The sequence below is a fragment of the Ruegeria sp. CK2 genome (assembly GCF_056536585.1).
The window spans coordinates 120,322-135,886 of record NZ_JBQFPW010000001.1 but is presented as its reverse complement, the minus strand read 5'-3'; the positions used below and the strand labels follow the sequence as shown (position 1 = coordinate 135,886).

Genomic DNA, 15,565 nt, shown 5'->3' with positions numbered 1-15,565 from the left:
ATGAAGATGAATAAGCTACTCAGCGGGGCGGTTGCCGCCTTTAGCCTGGCCGCCAGCGCAGCGCTTGCTGCGGATGAGGTGACGTTACAGCTCAAGTGGGTCACACAAGCGCAGTTCGCAGGCTATTACGTGGCCAAGGACAAAGGCTTTTACGAAGAAGAGGGTCTGGATGTCACGATCCTGCCCGGCGGTCCGGACATCGCACCGACACAGGTGATCGCGGGGGGCGGGGCCGACGTGACTGTCGAATGGATGCCAGCAGCCTTGGCCGCACGGGAAAAAGGCCTGCCTTTGGTTAACATCGCGCAGCCGTTCAAAAGCTCGGGTATGATGCTGACCTGCTGGAAAGATGCTGGCATTGCCGAACCTGCGGACCTCAAGAACCGCACGCTGGGCGTTTGGTTCTTCGGCAATGAATTCCCGTTCATGAGCTGGATGAGCCAGTTGGGCATCGACACCGGCGGCAAAAGCGAAAGTGGTGTCGAGGTACTGAAGCAGGGCTTTAACGTTGACCCACTGTTACAGCGTCAGGCCGATTGCATCAGTACCATGACCTATAACGAATACTGGCAGGTCATCGACGCGGGTGTTGCTCCGGAAGAACTTGTGACTTTCAAATACGAGGACCAGGGCGTGGCGACGCTGGAAGATGGCTTGTATGTGCTTGAGGAAAACCTGAGCGATGCTGCCTTTGTCGACAAGATGGAGCGCTTCGTCCGTGCCTCGATGAAGGGGTGGAAATACGCCGAAGAAAACCCGGATGAAGCGGCTGATATTGTGCTTGAGAATGACGAAACCGGTGCGCAGACCGAAGAGCATCAGAAACGCATGATGGGCGAGATTGCCAAGCTGACGGCAGGCTCAAACGGTGCATTGGATCCTGCAGATTTTGAGCGCACAGTAGGTACGTTGCTTGCAGGTGGTTCGGATCCGGTGATCACCCAGCAGCCCGACGGTGCCTGGACCCATCAAATCACGGATGCGGCCCTGAACTAAAGCACCCCTTAGTAACGTAGATGAACGCGGTCCAATCCGGGCCGCGTTTTTCGTTCACGATGTCGGATTCGTAACTGTACTTGAGTGGGAATTGCGGTAGTATTTCAGTGAAATTACAAGCATTTCATACGGTGTGAGGCTCAGTGCGTAGAAAATGCAGGATTTTGCGTCAGAATTCAGCAATGCCCTTTCTTTGATCTTCGAAGGAGACTCAGAGCTTTGGGCAATCGTGCTCTTGTCTCTGCGTGTTTCTATGTTTGCCGTGTTGATTGCTGCGATTATCGGTATGCCTGTCGGGGCGGCGTTGGCTGTTGCACGGTTTCCGGGCCGACGGGTGCTGATTGTGTTGATGAACGCTCTGATGGGGCTCCCGCCCGTAGTTGTGGGCCTGCTGGTATATCTTATGTTGTCGCGTTCTGGGCCGTTGGGTGTGCTTGAACTGTTATACACACCAACCGCTATGATCCTCGCCCAAGTGGTTCTGGTCACGCCCATCATCGCCGCGTTGACGCGACAAGTGACCGAGATGTTGGCCGAGGAATATTCCGAGCAACTCAGGTCTTTGGGAGTGTCCCGGTTGTCCTCTGTCCCTGTGTTGTTATGGGACGCACGCCTTGCGCTGGTCACGGCTCTGTTGGCTGGTTTCGGACGCGCGATTGCCGAAGTCGGAGCGGTGATCATCGTCGGTGGCAATATCAACCACGTCACGCGTGTCATGACCACGACCATCGCGTTGGAGACCTCAAAAGGCAATCTGGCGCTCGCGTTGGCCCTAGGTGCGATCCTGATTGGCATTGCCGTGGCCGTGAACGCCATGGTCAGCGCGCTGAGTCTGCGGGCCGAGCTGGAAGGATTGCATCATGCGTGACCTGGTGTCGGAAATGACGACGTGTCTACGAGTGCGTGAGTTACAAGTTCAGAGCAACGGAAAAACGCTGCTGGATGTTCCCGAACTGATACTGGACGGTCCGGGCCCCACTTTGATTTTGGGTCCCAACGGATCTGGAAAAAGCCTTTTGTTGCGCTGTCTGCATGGGTTGATCACACCGAACCAGGGGCAAGTGACGCAGGATGGCACCTCGCTAAATTCGGATCACAAGGCCCGTCAGGCCATGGTATTTCAACAGCCGGTGTTGTTGCGGAGGTCGGTGGCGGCCAATCTGGACTTTGTTCTCAGGCGGCAGGAGGTTGGTTGGACGAACCGCAAGCGACGGATTGTTGAGCTGTTGGCCGAGGGTGGCCTGGAAGGCAAATCGCGACAGTCTGCCCGATCTCTTTCTGGCGGTGAGGCGCAGCGCCTTGCCATATTGCGCGCACTGGCTCTGAACCCGGAAACTCTGCTGCTGGACGAGCCCACAAGTGCGCTTGATCCGGGCGCCACGCAAATGATCGAACGGATGGTTCTGCGCGCGTCGAAAAAGGGTGTCCGGATCGTGATGGTGACTCATGATATCGGACAGGCACGTCGTTTGGCGTCGGATGTGGTGATGATGCAGGCCGGGAATGTCGTTGAACATGGCCCAGCGAAACAGGTATTGGCTGCGCCAAAAACCGAAGCATCGCGCCGTTATTTGGCAGGCGGATTGATTACTTAAAACAAAGAGACGGAGAATTTGATGTTCCGGGATTGCATTCGGGCGGCATTGGTGACCCTTGGGCTGGTGGTTGGACCCGCTTGGGCCGAGGAGCCTTTCATAGTGGTTCAATCCACAACCTCGACCCAGAACTCGGGCCTGTTGGATTTCATTCTGCCAGGGTTCGAGGCGGAAACCGGGATCGAAGTGCGTGTAGTCGCAGTGGGAACGGGTCAGGCCATCAGAAATGCCGTCAACGGTGACGGTGATGTCTTGATGGTCCATTCCAAGCCTGATGAAGAAAAGTTTGTCGCCGACGGCTGGGGGGTCGAGCGGTTTGACCTCATGTACAACGACTTCATTCTGGTTGGACCTAAGTCCGATCCGGCTGCGGTTGGGGGAGGGGCTGATATATTGACGGCTTTGACCGCCATCGAAGCTGCCGAAGCGCCGTTTGTTTCGCGCGGGGATGACAGCGGAACGCACAAGGCCGAGATGGGCCATTGGAGCGCTGCTGGTGTTGACCCAACAGACGCATCAGGCACGTGGTACCGGGAAACCGGATCCGGCATGGGTGCCACGTTGAATGTTGCCAGCGGAATGGATGCGTATGCCCTGACCGACAGGGCAACATGGCTGTCCTTCGGCAACAAAGGCAGCCTTGAGGTACTCGTCGAAGGAGACACGCGCCTGTTCAACCAATATGGCGTCATCCTGGTCAACCCAACAACTCACCCGCACGTGCGGGCAAATGCCGGGCAGCGGTTTATTGATTGGCTGATCGGACCGGACGGGCAAGCGGCGATCGCGTCCTACATGTTGGATGGGCAGCAGGTTTTCTTCCCAAACGCCGGTGAATGAACAGCACTGTGCTCATCCGCTGGCGCCATTGTGGTGAACATCACCCATCTGCGCCAGATCATAACCGCCGAATTCAGCAGACCTTTGTGCAAACCGATCAGACCGCATGAAGCGTAATAGCTTCTGCATCGGTGGATCAAAATAGGCGCGTCGCCAGATCGCCAGGTCAAGCCGTTCAGTGTGGGTGGGCACAAAGCCCAACCCGTACAGCCCCGCTAACGCACCCAAGCCAAATCCAGCATCAGCTTTGCTGTCGTGAAGGGCGACGGCAAGTTCTTCTTCGGTACGGGCGCAGGTGGGTAGGGTCTCCAGATCGTCTCTGGCCATTCCATGCGCCTCAAGCTGCGCGTCAAACAGCCGCTGGCTGGCAGCGCTGTTCTGGCGCAAGACGATCCGACGGGCTTTGAGGTCGTCGAACCCCGCAATATCCGAGACACCGGGTGCCAGCAGCAATCCGCGTTCTCTTCGGGACACTTCGTACAGAACCACCGGCGCTTCGCCGAGCGCATCGCGCAAGGATTGCGTGTTAAAGCCGTGTTCCTCGTGGATATGCAGGGCGGCAGCCTGAGCCGTGCGGGCGCCAAGGCGGCTTAATCCGTCGAATGAGCCGTCATAATAGGTGGCCAAACCTGATCCGCTTTCTCGCAGCGCCCAGTCCAGCAAAGGGTCGTGGCTGCCTGCGACGATCGGGGGCAGAGGCGGTTCCGCCACCTGCGGACCCGAGCGTGAGGCATTGAGCCAGGCGATGACTTCGGCCCTGGGAAACAGCAGCTTCCCCATGGCGCGGACACAAGGGACCTCGCCGGATGAAGCAAGGTCATAGGCCTTCCGCTCGCCAATGCGCAGAAGATCGGCCAGTTCCCGGGTGGTCAGATATTCGGACATTCAGTCGAGACGCACGGCAGAGCCAGAGCCCGCATCTGCGGCACTAAACCCGATCTGATCCAGCACAAACGGTGCTGCAACTGTGATGACGACCATCGCCGCGATTGCGGTGAGAAAGGCTTTCATGATCTCCTCCGGTTCAGTTTTGGTCTGCCGTTGCACGGCGCAGAAAGGCGATCAGATCGGCTCGGTCCTGCGGTTGGGCAATCCTTTGCATCGGCATTTTCGATCCCGGAATGTAGTGGTCTGGGCCCTCGTCGAAAAGGGCATTTATCGTCTCGTCATTCCAAATGATATCAGAGTCTTGCAGCGTATCCGAGTACAAATATCCCGGCAGCGTTCCAGCAGATCGCCCAAAGATGCCATGAAGGGTTGGGCCAGCGCGTCGCGCACTATCTGGCGTTAGACTATGACAGATCGAGCATTTTCGCGAAAACTGCCGTTCCCCATTCCCCATTTTTTCAGGGTTTTTCAAAAAGCTTGGTTGCGCCGTCGCCATTTGTTTCTGATCCGATAAGGCGGTAACCGGCCAGCTGTACATAGCCTCATCAATGCCGCCTGCATGAAGATTCTCGCCATCGACCGAAAAAGCCAGCGCCCAAACCGGTCCACGCAAGGTTGCCCGGAAATCCTGAGCGATGCGCCATTCGACGGTGTCGATGACCATGATGTAGCCTTCGCCATCCCCAACGGCCAAAAGATTTCGGTCAGGGCTGAGGGCAAGCGCCAGGATCGGGCGTCGGTCCAATGTGAAATCGCGCTCTTCCCCGGTTTCCAGGTCTAGAATGCGGGTCACGCCATCGACTGCGCCATACGCGATCCAATTGTCTTGCGCGTTTAAAACAAGCTCATTGATGCCGAATCCATGTTCCACCAATCGGTTTGTTTCCTGTCCGTTGGCCACATCCCAAATGCGCAAGGTTCCGTCCATTCCCGCTGAATAGAGCTCCGACCCATCGCTTGAAAACACCACAGCGTTGACGCCACTGCCGGTTGGGCCAAGCATATTCGGGTCTGATCCGTTAACCGGCCAAAGACCAATCGTTCCATCCCAGCTTGCTGTGGCGACATGGGTTTTCGAGGCGGCCAAACCGACAATCTTGCCCTTATGTTGACCGACGATCCCACCACCGGGCCAACGGCGCAGGGTGAAATCGTCCCCCGCAGAGTAGATCGCGGTGCCGTTGAAGGCGACCGAGTTCACCGCGGCCTCATGCCCTTCCAGCCATTCCGGGGTCTGCCCGGTCCACAGTCCGACGGAATTGTCAAAACTGGCAGTTGCAATGCGTCCATCAGGTGCAGTGGCGATCCCCATGATCGGTCCGCCATGCCCTTTCAGAGTAAAGAACTCTGCCCAGGAGGGCAGGGGCAGCAGCGCCAGGACCAGCACCAATCCCCGCATCTATTCGGCGGGTGAGGCCGATGCCTTGCTGGCCTCTTTTTCCTGAACTTCTTCAAGCCATAGCGAATGATGTTCGCGGGCCCATTGTTCTTCGACTTCGCCGGTGCCCATGGCATCAAACGCACCTTCCATGCCCACTGATCCAAGATAGATGTGTGCAAGGATGATCGCGATGAACGCATAGGCCACGATCACGTGCCAGAGCTGGGCATACTGCATTTCTTCCTGAGGTGACATCTGCGCGGGAAGGCTCAGGCCCAGCATCTGGGGCAGGCCGGTTGAGTTGGCAATTGAGAACGTCTTGGCAAAGAGCGGCATCTCGAACGGAAACAGCAGCGAGAGGCCCGACAGGCTGATCGATACGCCCAGAAGAATGCAAAGCCAGAAAATGATCTTTTGCCCGGCATTGAATTTCTTGGCTGGGGGATGGCTGTTCTTGGTGAACAACCCGCCGCCGGCGGCCAGCCATTTCAGGTCTGTGCGGTTGGGTATGTTATGCGCAATCCAGTTCACGGTGACGATCACCAATCCCAACATGAATGCCCAGGCAAGGTTGTTGTGCAGCCATTTGCACCCTTGGGCGACCATCGCAAAGCCTTCTTTTCCGAAGATAGGGATCAGGAAGTCGCGGCCATAAAGTGTCAGCAGGCCGGTAACGCCCAATACAAGAAACGACCCGGCGAACAGCCAGTGGCCGAACCGTTCGAAGCCGTTAAAGCGGGTCACGGTCCGCCCCGTTTTCTCGCCATCAATTCTGATTTTCCCACGGATCAGGAAAAACAGCAGCAAGACAACGAGCATACCGCCGAGAATATAAGTTCCGTAGTCACGCAAGGGGCCAGTGCGAAAGCTCAGCCACCACATACCGCCATCCTGAATCAAAACGCTATCGGCGGGCCCTCGGGATGACACGGTCACATCAGCCGATCCATACCGAAGCGCCCGATAGACATCGCTGTCCGACGCAACACCACGGGCGCCAAACTGACCCATTAGGCCTTCGACATTGCCTTGCCCGGTGTTCTCGGACCGATAACTGTCGTCCACCTTCTCGCCACGTTGACGTGCGAGAATGTCTTCCAACGTCGTCGCGCCTCCGGTCGAGGTGCGTTCGTCGGTCTGTGTGACGACTTCATTGTCGCTCGATTGCGCTATAGCGCTCTGAGTCAATCCAACGGTGAACAGAAATGCGATGAGTAGGCGGAACATCTGAACCTCAGTCAAAATTCCCAGTCAGATGACCCACCTTGGGGCGGGTCATCTGTCGCTCACATAAGTGGCGTATCAGCCGTCTTTCTGGTCGTAGGCGGTGCCCCAGCCCCAAGCGCCCGAACCAAACCCGCGCGCGACGACGCGCTCGCGGTAGATGGCCGAGACCACATCGCCGTCACCGGCGAGCAGGGCCTTGGTGGAACACATCTCGGCGCAGATGGGCAGTTTGCCCTCGGCAATCCGATTGCGACCATATTTGGCGAACTCTGCAGTCGAGTGCGTTTCCTCGGGACCACCGGCACAGAAGGTACATTTGTCCATCTTGCCACGTGATCCGAAGTTGCCCGCCTGTGGGTATTGCGGCGCGCCAAACGGGCACGCATAGAAGCAATAACCACAGCCAATGCACAGGTCCTTGGAATGCAGTACGACCCCTTCCTCGTTCTGATAGAAGCAGTCGACCGGGCACACCGCCATGCAAGGCGCGTCCGAGCAATGCATGCAGGCCACCGAGATCGAGCGTTCGCCCGGGTCACCGTCATTGATCGTCACCACCCTGCGGCGGTTCACGCCCCACGGCACCTCGTGCTCGTTCTTACACGCGGTGACGCAGGCATTGCACTCGATGCAGCGTTCGGCGTCGCAGAGAAATTTTGCTCTTGCTGCCATTTTCTCTATTCCTCCTTACGCTGACCAGATCTTGCAGAGAGTGGCTTTGGTCTCCTGCATCTGGGTCACTGAATCATAGCCATAGGTCTGGGCAGTGTTGCTAGCTTCACCCAGTACATAGGGGTCAGCGCCTTTGGGGTACTTGTCCCGTAGGTCCTCGCCCTGGAAATGGCCGCCAAAGTGGAAGGGCATGAAGGCAACACCGGCACCGACCCTGTTGGTCAGCATCGCCATCACCTTGACCTTGCCACCCTCGGGACCTTCGACCCAGACCTGAGCCCCGTCGCGAATACCAAGGTTGTTGGCATCACGCGGGTTGATCTCGACGAACATGTCCTGTTGCAGTTCAGCCAGCCACGGGTTTGACCGTGTCTCATCGCCGCCGCCCTCATACTCGACCAGACGACCAGACGTGAGGATTATTGGGTAATCCTTTGAAAAGTCGTTCTTTTGAATCGATGCGTAAAGCGTGGGTAGGCGATAGGCCTGACGGTCCTCGTAGGTCGGATAGTCCTCAACCAGATCGCGCCGGTTCGTGTAGAGCGGTTCGCGATGCAGTGGGATTGGATCCGGGAAGGTCCAGACAACCGCGCGGGCCTTGGCGTTCCCGAAGGGCGCACAGCCATGCTCGATTGCAACCCGCTGGATGCCGCCGGACAGGTCGGTTTTCCAGTTGGTTTCCGGCCCCGCAACGGCGTCGATTGCTGCGCGTTCCTCGGACGTTAGATCTCCGTCCCAACCAAGATCCATCAGCATCTGCATCGTGAATTCGGGATAACCATCCTGAATCTCCGACCCAGCGCTGTAAACCCCTTCGGCCAGCAGGTTGTCGCCATCACGTTCCACGCCAAAGCGGGCGCGGAAGGTCAGACCACCTTCGGCCACCGGTTTCGACATGTCATAGAGGTTTGGTGTCCCTGTATGACCCATCTCTGCCGTACCCCAGCAAGGCCAGGGCAGACCGTAATACTCGCCGTCGTTGGGTCCACCGATGGCTTGCAGCGTGGTTCTGTCGAACGTGTGCTGGTTGGCCATGTGGCTTTTCAAACGCTCCGGCGACTGACCGGTATAGCCGATGGTCCAGAGGCCCGAGTTGAACTCGCGCGTGATGCTCTCGACATTCGGGGTCTCGGCGTCTTCCATCTCGATATTGCGGAAGAAGCGGTCGGCCCAGCCAAACTTGTTGGCGAACTTGGCCATGATGACCTCGTCCGGCAGGCTTTCGAACAGCGGATCGACCACCTTATCGCGCCACTGCAGCGAGCGGTTCGAGGCCGTGACCGAGCCACGGGTTTCGAACTGCGTACAGGCCGGCAGCAGGTAAACACCATCGGTGCGGTCATGCATAACAGCGGAAACAGTTGGGTACGGGTCGATCACGACCAGCATGTCCAGCTTTTCCATCGCCGTCTTCATTTCCGTCCCGCGTGTTTGCGAGTTCGGTGCGTGCCCCCAAAGAACCATGGCGCGGACATTGTTGTCCTGATCCATATTTCCGGGGTCTTCCAGAACACCATCGATCCAGCGAGAGACCGGGATGCCGCGCTCGTTCTGCAGCGGTTTGTCCTTGCCCTCCTTGTCCTTGATCGTGGCGAACTGACCAGCCAGCCACTCGGGTTCTTCGCCCCAAACGCGTGCCCAATGGCCCCAAGCGCCCTTCGACAGGCCGTAATAGCCGGGCAGGGTATGGGACAGAACACCAAGATCTGTCGCGCCCTGCACGTTGTCATGGCCGCGGAAGATGTTGGTGCCACCACCCGAGGTGCCCATGTTGCCAAGCGCAAGCTGCAGCACGCAATAGGCGCGGGTGTTGTTATTGCCATTGGTATGCTGGGTGCCACCCATACACCAGATCACGGTGCCGGGGCGGTTGTTAACCATAGTCCGCGCCACGCGTTTCAGCTGTGAACCCGGTACGCCGGTGACGCGCTCGGTCTCTTCCGGCGTCCAGTTGGCGACCTCTTCACGGATCTGATCCATGCCCCAGACACGGGTGCGGATGAACTCTTTGTCCTCCCAGCCGTTGTCGAAGATATGCCACAACATCCCCCAAATCAGCGCCACATCGGTGCCGGGGCGGAAGCGGACATATTCATCGGCATGCGCTGCGGTGCGGGTAAAGCGCGGGTCGCAGACGATCAGCGGTGCATTGTTCTGTTCTTTCGCGCGCAGAACGTGCAGCAGTGAGACCGGATGCGCCTCGGCCGGGTTGCCGCCGATGATGAAGATGGCTTTGGAGTTATGGATGTCGTTGTACGAATTGGTCATGGCGCCGTAGCCCCATGTGTTCGCAACACCCGCAACGGTGGTCGAGTGGCAGATACGGGCCTGATGGTCCACGTTGTTCGTGCCCCAATAGGCGGCGAATTTGCGGAACAGATAGGCCTGTTCATTGTTATGCTTCGCTGAACCCAGCCAATAGACACTGTCTGGCCCGGATTCTTCGCGAATAGACATCATGCCGTCGCCGATCTCGTTGATCGCCTCTTCCCAGCTGATGCGCTTCCACTCGCCGCCTTCCTTTTTCATCGGATACTTCAGACGGCGTTCGCCATGGGCGTGCTCGCGGACCGAGGCTCCCTTGGCGCAGTGCGCACCCAGGTTGAAGGGGCTGTCCCAGCCGGGTTCCTGCCCGATCCAGACGCCGTTCTGCACTTCGGCAACGACGGTACAGCCCACTGAGCAGTGGGTGCAGACTGATTTGATGTTTTCGACGGCCTGATTGGCCGCTGTCTGGGCGCTGGCTGGCGTTACGGTTCCACCCGTAGCGCTGATCGCGGCAAGGCCGCCGATCGTCAGGCCCGAGCCACGCAGGAACGCGCGGCGATCGACGGTTTTCTCGCCGACCTGGGACAGGATACTTGTCCGCTGGGGGCGTCTCGCAACCCCGTTGGTCTTTTTCCTAAGCATTTCTTTCCTCCCTTGCTGGCCATGTAAGCCATGGCTGGCTTGGTACTTCTCGAAACCGACGTCAGGGCCAATCGCAACCGTCTGTCGGGTATGACGCCGTCCGGTTTAGAACCGGGCGCTGTCCAGATATGCGCGCGTGTGCGCGGTGTCCTGCATGCGGGTCTCATCCGTCGGCAGCTCTGCTGCTTCGGCATCTCCGCTCAGGCTGACTGCGGCAACGGCAGCGGGCGCTGCGGTTCCGGCCAGTTTGAGGAAGTCGCGGCGCGTGGCACCTTCTTCCTTGGTCTTGCTCATGGGGGTCTCCTTTCCCATTTGCGGTGTGGCACCCGTCGGGTACCGGTGAATGGCGGGCTATGCCGCCGTCATTCGAAACGCTTCACGTTCGATCTCCATAAAGACCCGACCGGCCGTACCGACCGAGGCATAGAGAACCGAGTTTTCAGCGGCTTCCAAATCCGAATAGAAATGCGCGGCCCACGGGCCGATGTGCTTGTTCCAGAACTCTTTTTGCTCATCTAACGAAGCGGGTGCGCCAAAGCGGCCCACGATCATCCCTGCCATCATCTCCATCAGCGAGGCGATGTTATCCTCGGGTTCGAACACATTCTGGGCGCGCGTCACACCGCGCGCGGCCATATCGTTGCGCAACTGCGCCAATGGCTTTTCGTTCAGGAACCCTGTCAGGTAGAAGCTGGCGTAAGGCAGAAGCTCTCCGCGTCCAAGGCCGATGAAAAGGGCGTTGAACTCGCGTTCAGCCGCTGGCGGTTTGGTCACCTTGGCAACACGGGCCATCGCCTGGATGGCCTGTCCCAAATCTGTTTCATCCCCCGACAGCCCGCGCATCTGATCTAGCAATATCTGATCGGGCGGACCTGAGAGCAGCAATCCAAGAAAATTGTAGAAATCCGCGCGCAGGCGATCCTCGGCCGAAACCTCCAGATTTTGTGCGTTGTTTGCGGCCATTTCGCTATCCTTCAAATTTAAATGTCATACGACGCGGAGCAGGGGCAACTTCGGCTTCTTCAACCTCGTCCGCGTAGGCCAATTCGACGGTCTGCGCAGGTGGCGCAGGATCTGGTGCCGTCTCTTCTTCTGGCTCCTGCGGCTCGGGTTCAGCTTCCACCTCGGTCTCGCTTTTGTCTTCGGTGGCAGCCAAAGCTTCGATATGTGCCAGCATTCCCTTGCCAACCTGGTAGGCGGTCTGCAGGTTTTCGACCACGCAGGCGGCGTCGGTGTAATCTTCACCGTAATCCACCAGCCCGTCCACATTGGCCAGAACAGGGTTTAGCCGCCACAACCGGCGTAATGCGCGGCGACGCAGGCGGTCAGGCACTGCTTTGGCCATAAAGCCTGAGACATCGTCACCTGCTTGCAACTCGTCCGGATCGGGCAGGTCGAGCTCTGCCAGTATCTCGGCATCGGTCTTTTCTTCAAGCTCAGCCTGCTGCGCGGCGACAACCTGTGCCTCGACAGCTGCGTGCTCGGCGTCAACCTCGGCCTGAACGGAGGCTTTGCGGCGGGACCAGAAATCGCGGGCTTCGCTCATTGCACGACCCTCCGCGGGGCGCGGTAAACGTCCGAGTCCTGCCGGATGCGGGCGTCGCCTTTGCCGTCTTCAACAAGGTCCGTCCGTTTCTTGTCGCGACGGCGCTTGACGAAAACCTCATCGCGGTGATGTTCCAAGGCGAAATCCCGAACCCAGGCGATCAGGCCTTCGGACATCGGGATCTTCTCTACAATCTCTTCGCCGGTATCAGCATAATCCTGACCTTCGAACGGAGAGGCTGTGATCAAAACAGCGTCCATCGGTCGCTCACCATTTATCTCATCCCGCAGGACCAGATAGATCGAAGGCTGCCCGTCAGAAAGGTTGACCATATAGGCCTCAGCCTCGTCAGCCCAAAGCACCAGGGGCAGTGTGGCGGCATGGTATTCGATGGCGTCGCCTTCGCGCCGCAACTCCTGCCAATCGGCAGGTCCGGCACCGGGCAAGGCGGCAACCGCGCGCCAGCACCATTTTGCCCAACGGGTCACGCCGGGTGTCTTGCGCACGATTACGCCAACAGGCATTTCGATTTGGCTTGCGGCTTTTGCCACGCGTCCTCCCCGGAAGGCTCTCCCCAGCCTTCCCCTGCGTCCACTATGGTACACAAAATGGCCTCGTGCCAAGCCCGCAGTGTACGACCTTAGTCTTAGAAGTGGTTACGTATTCGTGATCTTGTTGTCGGACGCCCCTGTTTTTAGGTGTTAACGATGTGTCGGGTTGTTGAAAACGACGTGGCCCGCAGGGTTTACATTGCGTCTGGGGGGGTACAGCCTAATGTCCTGTTAGAATGGAAGCTGTCCGGGGGAGGAATATGGTGACCAAACTATTGCTCTGTGATTGCGAGGGGACGCAATCACTGGATGCGGACCAGATCGCTTTAGCCTGTGATGTCGCTTGCTCGAAGGTCCATACCGCTTTGTGTACTCGCGAAATGAGCACCGCTGCTGAGCTTATGAAAGATGGCGAAGCCGTTCTGATCGCCTGTGGGCAGGAGCAGGATGTGTTTCGCGATCTCGCTGCAGATCTGGACATGGAAACCCCAGCTTTCGTCGATCTGCGCGACCGCGCGGGATGGTCGGAACAAGGGCAGGATGCGTCCGCGAAGATGGCCGCCCTGGCTGCCGAGGCCCTTTTACCGCTGCCGGTCACACAAAGCGTAGATGTGATGAGCGAAGGCACTTGTTGCATTATCGGTCCTGGAGATGTGGCGTTTGACCTTGCAGAGCGGCTGTCTGCAACGCTGGCTGTCACGGTCGTGGTTTCAGACGACTCTCAGCCTGTTTCGCGCGCTTATGACGTGGTCCGCGGCCAGGTTCGGGCGGTCCAAGGCGCATTGGGTGGTTTTTTGATCAAATTGGATGCGTTGCAACAACTAGAACCTGGTGGGCGTGGCCCGTTTGGCTGGACCGACCCTCGGGACGGTGCACGGTCGTCTTGTGACATCCTGATAGACCTAACCGGGGGAAAGGCTTTTGTGTCGGCCCCGGCCAAACGCGAAGGCTATTTGCGCGCCGACCCCCGAGATACAATTGCAGTTGAACGTTTGGCGTTTGAAGCGGCGCAACTGGTCGGAACTTTTGAGAAACCCTTATACGTCCGCATGGAAGAAACCTTGTGCGCTCATTCCCGGGCCGAACAGGTTGCTTGCACGAACTGTCTGGATATCTGTCCAACTGGGGCGATCACACCCGCGGGTGAACATGTCTCAATCGATCCAATGGTTTGCGCCGGGTGCGGAGCGTGCGCTGCGGTTTGCCCTTCAACCGCAATCACATATGAAGATCCTCCGGTATCGGCGCTGCTGTCACGGATGCACATTCTGGCCCGCAGTTACCGCCGCGCGGGGGGTGTCGCGCCGCGTTTGTTGGTGCATGATGCACATGGGGCCGAGAAGATCCGCCTGGCCGCCCGCTTTGGACGGGGCTTGCCAGCGGATGTCATCCCCTTGGAGCTTGGCGTGATTTCAGGATTTGGCCATGCCGAGATGCTCGCCGCTTTAGCGCATGGGTTTGCGCGGGTCGATGTCCTGTTGTCGCCAACAACCGAACGGGATGCGTTGGATCGTGAGCTTGAGCTGGCGCAGGCCATCGCCGGAGACGCTGGATTGGGCCTGATTGATGACGCCGATCCCGATGCAATGTCTAACCGTCTTTATGACCAAACGGTTCCGGCCCCGTTGGCCGATCCGGTGTTACCGCTGGGCAATCGCAGACAGATCGCACGGCTTGCTGCACAAGCGTTGAACCCACAGGCCGAGGCCCCGCTGCCACTGCCGAAAGATGCGCCCTATGGGGCCGTTGCGGTAGATACTGACGCCTGCACATTGTGCCTCAGCTGTGTATCGCTGTGCCCTTCGGGTGCGTTGATCGATAACCCGGACATGCCGCAACTGAACTTTCAGCAAGACGCGTGCCTGCAATGTGGGCTGTGTCGGACGATTTGCCCCGAGACTGCCATAACCCTGGTTCCCCAATTTGATCTGAGCGATGCGGCCTTGTCCCAGCAAGTGCTGAATGAAGAGGAACCATTTGCCTGTGTCGAATGCGGCGCTTTGTTTGGGGTCAAGTCGACGGTCGAGCGCATTATGGACAAGCTGTCAGGAACACATCCGATGTTTGCCACGTCCGAGCAGGCGCGCATGATCCAGATGTGCGATGATTGCAGGGTGAATGCGCAGTTTCAGCTTAAGGATAATCCGTTTCAATCCAAACCAAAGCCACGTGTCGTTACGACAGACGATTATCTTTCAAAACGGAAAGATCACTGATGTTGCAGAGGCGCGCCCAGATCGGCTGCGCTGATGACCGAGACAAAGGCAAGGATCGCCTCAAGATCGTCCACCGACATTTCAACCGGATAAATGGGCGAGGGACGTTCCGGGTCAAAAGGAGGCGTGATCCCGTCGATTTGCGTAAACGCCGGGTGGGGGTTCAATGCAAAGAACGCTTCAAATCGATCCGACCAATCCGGCATGGCGCGCAACACGGCAAAAGACGGGGTCGAACCCAAACCGTTCATTCGGTTTTTGGGTCCGATCACATGGCATCGCCCGCAATGGGTCATCGACAGCTTCTCGCCCAATACAGCGTCACCATCCAAGGTCGTGGTTTCTTCTGTTGCAGTGATTTCAAAACTCGCGCTGAACGCCGAGCCCTGAGGGGGCGCATAGCTTTCGATTGTACGCTTGCCGATATCGGACAGCATCCACTCGCGGAACCGATCCTGACGGGGATCGTCGTCAATGTTCAGGTGGTAGATAATCCCGTCACGGGCAAAGACAGGGTCTCCGGATGGTGTAGTCGTAATGGACATTGTACCGGATTCATCTGCGATCACGCGTATGCCGGTCTTGAGAGAGAAGCGGGGCAGAATATGTTGCAACAGGCCAGAGCCCGAAACCTCGGCCGGGGCGGCGAGGCCAATTGCCTCTTGCGACCAAGAGGGGCTGGCGGTGAGCGTCAGGCTCAGGCACAAAAGGACAAAGCGCATGACCAAGCCTAACGGGCAAGG

General features: G+C 58.2%; 16 protein-coding genes. 5 read left to right on the top strand and 11 right to left on the bottom strand.

Annotated elements, in window-relative coordinates:
- Window positions 1–6 precede the first annotated feature (6 nt).
- The 4 genes from ACR0BU_RS00625 to ACR0BU_RS00610 all read left to right on the top strand — a co-directional run bounded on the left by ACR0BU_RS00625 (window position 7) and on the right by ACR0BU_RS00610 (window position 3,431).
- Window positions 7–996, top strand: coding sequence for an ABC transporter substrate-binding protein (locus ACR0BU_RS00625; RefSeq protein ID WP_298932442.1), 990 nt, complete (start codon window positions 7–9; stop codon window positions 994–996).
- Window positions 997–1,150: 154 nt separating this feature from the next.
- Window positions 1,151–1,864 carry an ABC transporter permease gene (locus ACR0BU_RS00620; RefSeq protein WP_480735274.1) on the top strand — a complete coding sequence of 238 codons (714 nt, stop codon included), beginning with the start codon at window positions 1,151–1,153 and terminating at the stop codon, window positions 1,862–1,864.
- A complete protein-coding gene (locus ACR0BU_RS00615; RefSeq protein ID WP_480735276.1) occupies window positions 1,857–2,591 on the top strand; it encodes an ATP-binding cassette domain-containing protein in 735 nt (244 codons plus the stop codon). Before ACR0BU_RS00620 ends, ACR0BU_RS00615 begins: the two co-directional genes overlap by 8 nt.
- Window positions 2,592–2,612: 21 nt before the next feature.
- Window positions 2,613–3,431: an ABC transporter substrate-binding protein gene (locus ACR0BU_RS00610; protein ID WP_480735277.1), complete on the top strand. Its 819-nt coding sequence runs from the start codon at window positions 2,613–2,615 to the stop codon at window positions 3,429–3,431.
- A 12-nt stretch (window positions 3,432–3,443) separates the two neighbouring features.
- Here ACR0BU_RS00610 and ACR0BU_RS00605 read toward each other — a convergent pair whose 3' ends face one another.
- The 10 genes from ACR0BU_RS00605 to ACR0BU_RS00560 form a co-directional block, all read right to left on the bottom strand.
- Window positions 3,444–4,316: a substrate-binding domain-containing protein gene (locus tag ACR0BU_RS00605; RefSeq protein WP_480735278.1), complete on the bottom strand. Its 873-nt coding sequence runs from the start codon at window positions 4,314–4,316 to the stop codon at window positions 3,444–3,446.
- Entirely contained in the window at window positions 4,317–4,442 is a 126-nt protein-coding gene (locus ACR0BU_RS00600; RefSeq protein WP_300067296.1) for a hypothetical protein, read from the bottom strand. It lies immediately after the preceding gene.
- 13 nt (window positions 4,443–4,455) lie between these two features.
- A complete protein-coding gene (locus tag ACR0BU_RS00595; RefSeq protein ID WP_480735280.1) occupies window positions 4,456–5,718 on the bottom strand; it encodes a c-type cytochrome in 1,263 nt (420 codons plus the stop codon).
- Window positions 5,719–6,927: a formate dehydrogenase subunit gamma gene (locus tag ACR0BU_RS00590; protein WP_298932431.1), complete on the bottom strand. Its 1,209-nt coding sequence runs from the start codon at window positions 6,925–6,927 to the stop codon at window positions 5,719–5,721. It abuts the gene before it with no gap.
- 75 nt (window positions 6,928–7,002) lie between these two features.
- Window positions 7,003–7,599, bottom strand: a complete 597-nt coding sequence (gene fdh3B / locus ACR0BU_RS00585; RefSeq protein WP_039530246.1) for a formate dehydrogenase FDH3 subunit beta — start codon at window positions 7,597–7,599, stop codon at window positions 7,003–7,005.
- Between the two features lie 15 nt (window positions 7,600–7,614).
- Entirely contained in the window at window positions 7,615–10,509 is a 2,895-nt protein-coding gene (locus ACR0BU_RS00580; protein WP_480735282.1) for a formate dehydrogenase subunit alpha, read from the bottom strand.
- A 105-nt stretch (window positions 10,510–10,614) separates the two neighbouring features.
- Window positions 10,615–10,803, bottom strand: coding sequence for a ubiquinol-cytochrome c reductase iron-sulfur subunit N-terminal domain-containing protein (locus ACR0BU_RS00575; RefSeq protein ID WP_480735284.1), 189 nt, complete (start codon window positions 10,801–10,803; stop codon window positions 10,615–10,617).
- Window positions 10,804–10,860: 57 nt separating this feature from the next.
- On the bottom strand, window positions 10,861–11,472 hold the full coding sequence (locus ACR0BU_RS00570) for a TorD/DmsD family molecular chaperone (RefSeq protein ID WP_299078490.1): 612 nt from the start codon (window positions 11,470–11,472) through the stop codon (window positions 10,861–10,863).
- A 4-nt stretch (window positions 11,473–11,476) separates the two neighbouring features.
- Entirely contained in the window at window positions 11,477–12,055 is a 579-nt protein-coding gene (locus ACR0BU_RS00565; RefSeq protein WP_480735286.1) for a DUF3306 domain-containing protein, read from the bottom strand.
- Window positions 12,052–12,606 carry a DUF3305 domain-containing protein gene (locus ACR0BU_RS00560; RefSeq protein WP_298932420.1) on the bottom strand — a complete coding sequence of 185 codons (555 nt, stop codon included), beginning with the start codon at window positions 12,604–12,606 and terminating at the stop codon, window positions 12,052–12,054. The genes ACR0BU_RS00565 and ACR0BU_RS00560 overlap by 4 nt, the downstream gene beginning before the upstream one ends.
- Before the next feature lie 260 nt (window positions 12,607–12,866).
- On the opposite strand from ACR0BU_RS00560, the gene ACR0BU_RS00555 reads away from it, so the two are divergent.
- Window positions 12,867–14,822, top strand: coding sequence for a 4Fe-4S binding protein (locus tag ACR0BU_RS00555; protein WP_480735288.1), 1,956 nt, complete (start codon window positions 12,867–12,869; stop codon window positions 14,820–14,822).
- On the opposite strand, the gene ACR0BU_RS00550 is transcribed toward ACR0BU_RS00555, so the two are convergent.
- Window positions 14,816–15,544 carry a c-type cytochrome gene (locus ACR0BU_RS00550; RefSeq protein ID WP_480735290.1) on the bottom strand — a complete coding sequence of 243 codons (729 nt, stop codon included), beginning with the start codon at window positions 15,542–15,544 and terminating at the stop codon, window positions 14,816–14,818. The two genes, ACR0BU_RS00555 and ACR0BU_RS00550, sit on opposite strands and share 7 nt — an antisense overlap.
- Window positions 15,545–15,565: the final 21 nt, after the last annotated feature.

Coding starts and splice junctions, on each gene's coding strand:
- ACR0BU_RS00625 (WP_298932442.1), top strand. CDS start 7: ATGAATAAGCTACTCAGCGGGGCGGTTGCCGCCTTTAGCCTGGCCGCC.
- ACR0BU_RS00620 (WP_480735274.1), top strand. CDS start 1,151: ATGCAGGATTTTGCGTCAGAATTCAGCAATGCCCTTTCTTTGATCTTC.
- ACR0BU_RS00615 (WP_480735276.1), top strand. CDS start 1,857: ATGCGTGACCTGGTGTCGGAAATGACGACGTGTCTACGAGTGCGTGAG.
- ACR0BU_RS00610 (WP_480735277.1), top strand. CDS start 2,613: ATGTTCCGGGATTGCATTCGGGCGGCATTGGTGACCCTTGGGCTGGTG.
- ACR0BU_RS00605 (WP_480735278.1), bottom strand. CDS start 4,316: ATGTCCGAATATCTGACCACCCGGGAACTGGCCGATCTTCTGCGCATT.
- ACR0BU_RS00600 (WP_300067296.1), bottom strand. CDS start 4,442: ATGAAAGCCTTTCTCACCGCAATCGCGGCGATGGTCGTCATCACAGTT.
- ACR0BU_RS00595 (WP_480735280.1), bottom strand. CDS start 5,718: ATGCGGGGATTGGTGCTGGTCCTGGCGCTGCTGCCCCTGCCCTCCTGG.
- ACR0BU_RS00590 (WP_298932431.1), bottom strand. CDS start 6,927: ATGTTCCGCCTACTCATCGCATTTCTGTTCACCGTTGGATTGACTCAG.
- fdh3B (WP_039530246.1), bottom strand. CDS start 7,599: ATGGCAGCAAGAGCAAAATTTCTCTGCGACGCCGAACGCTGCATCGAG.
- ACR0BU_RS00580 (WP_480735282.1), bottom strand. CDS start 10,509: ATGCTTAGGAAAAAGACCAACGGGGTTGCGAGACGCCCCCAGCGGACA.
- ACR0BU_RS00575 (WP_480735284.1), bottom strand. CDS start 10,803: ATGAGCAAGACCAAGGAAGAAGGTGCCACGCGCCGCGACTTCCTCAAA.
- ACR0BU_RS00570 (WP_299078490.1), bottom strand. CDS start 11,472: ATGGCCGCAAACAACGCACAAAATCTGGAGGTTTCGGCCGAGGATCGC.
- ACR0BU_RS00565 (WP_480735286.1), bottom strand. CDS start 12,055: ATGAGCGAAGCCCGCGATTTCTGGTCCCGCCGCAAAGCCTCCGTTCAG.
- ACR0BU_RS00555 (WP_480735288.1), top strand. CDS start 12,867: ATGGTGACCAAACTATTGCTCTGTGATTGCGAGGGGACGCAATCACTG.
- ACR0BU_RS00550 (WP_480735290.1), bottom strand. CDS start 15,544: ATGCGCTTTGTCCTTTTGTGCCTGAGCCTGACGCTCACCGCCAGCCCC.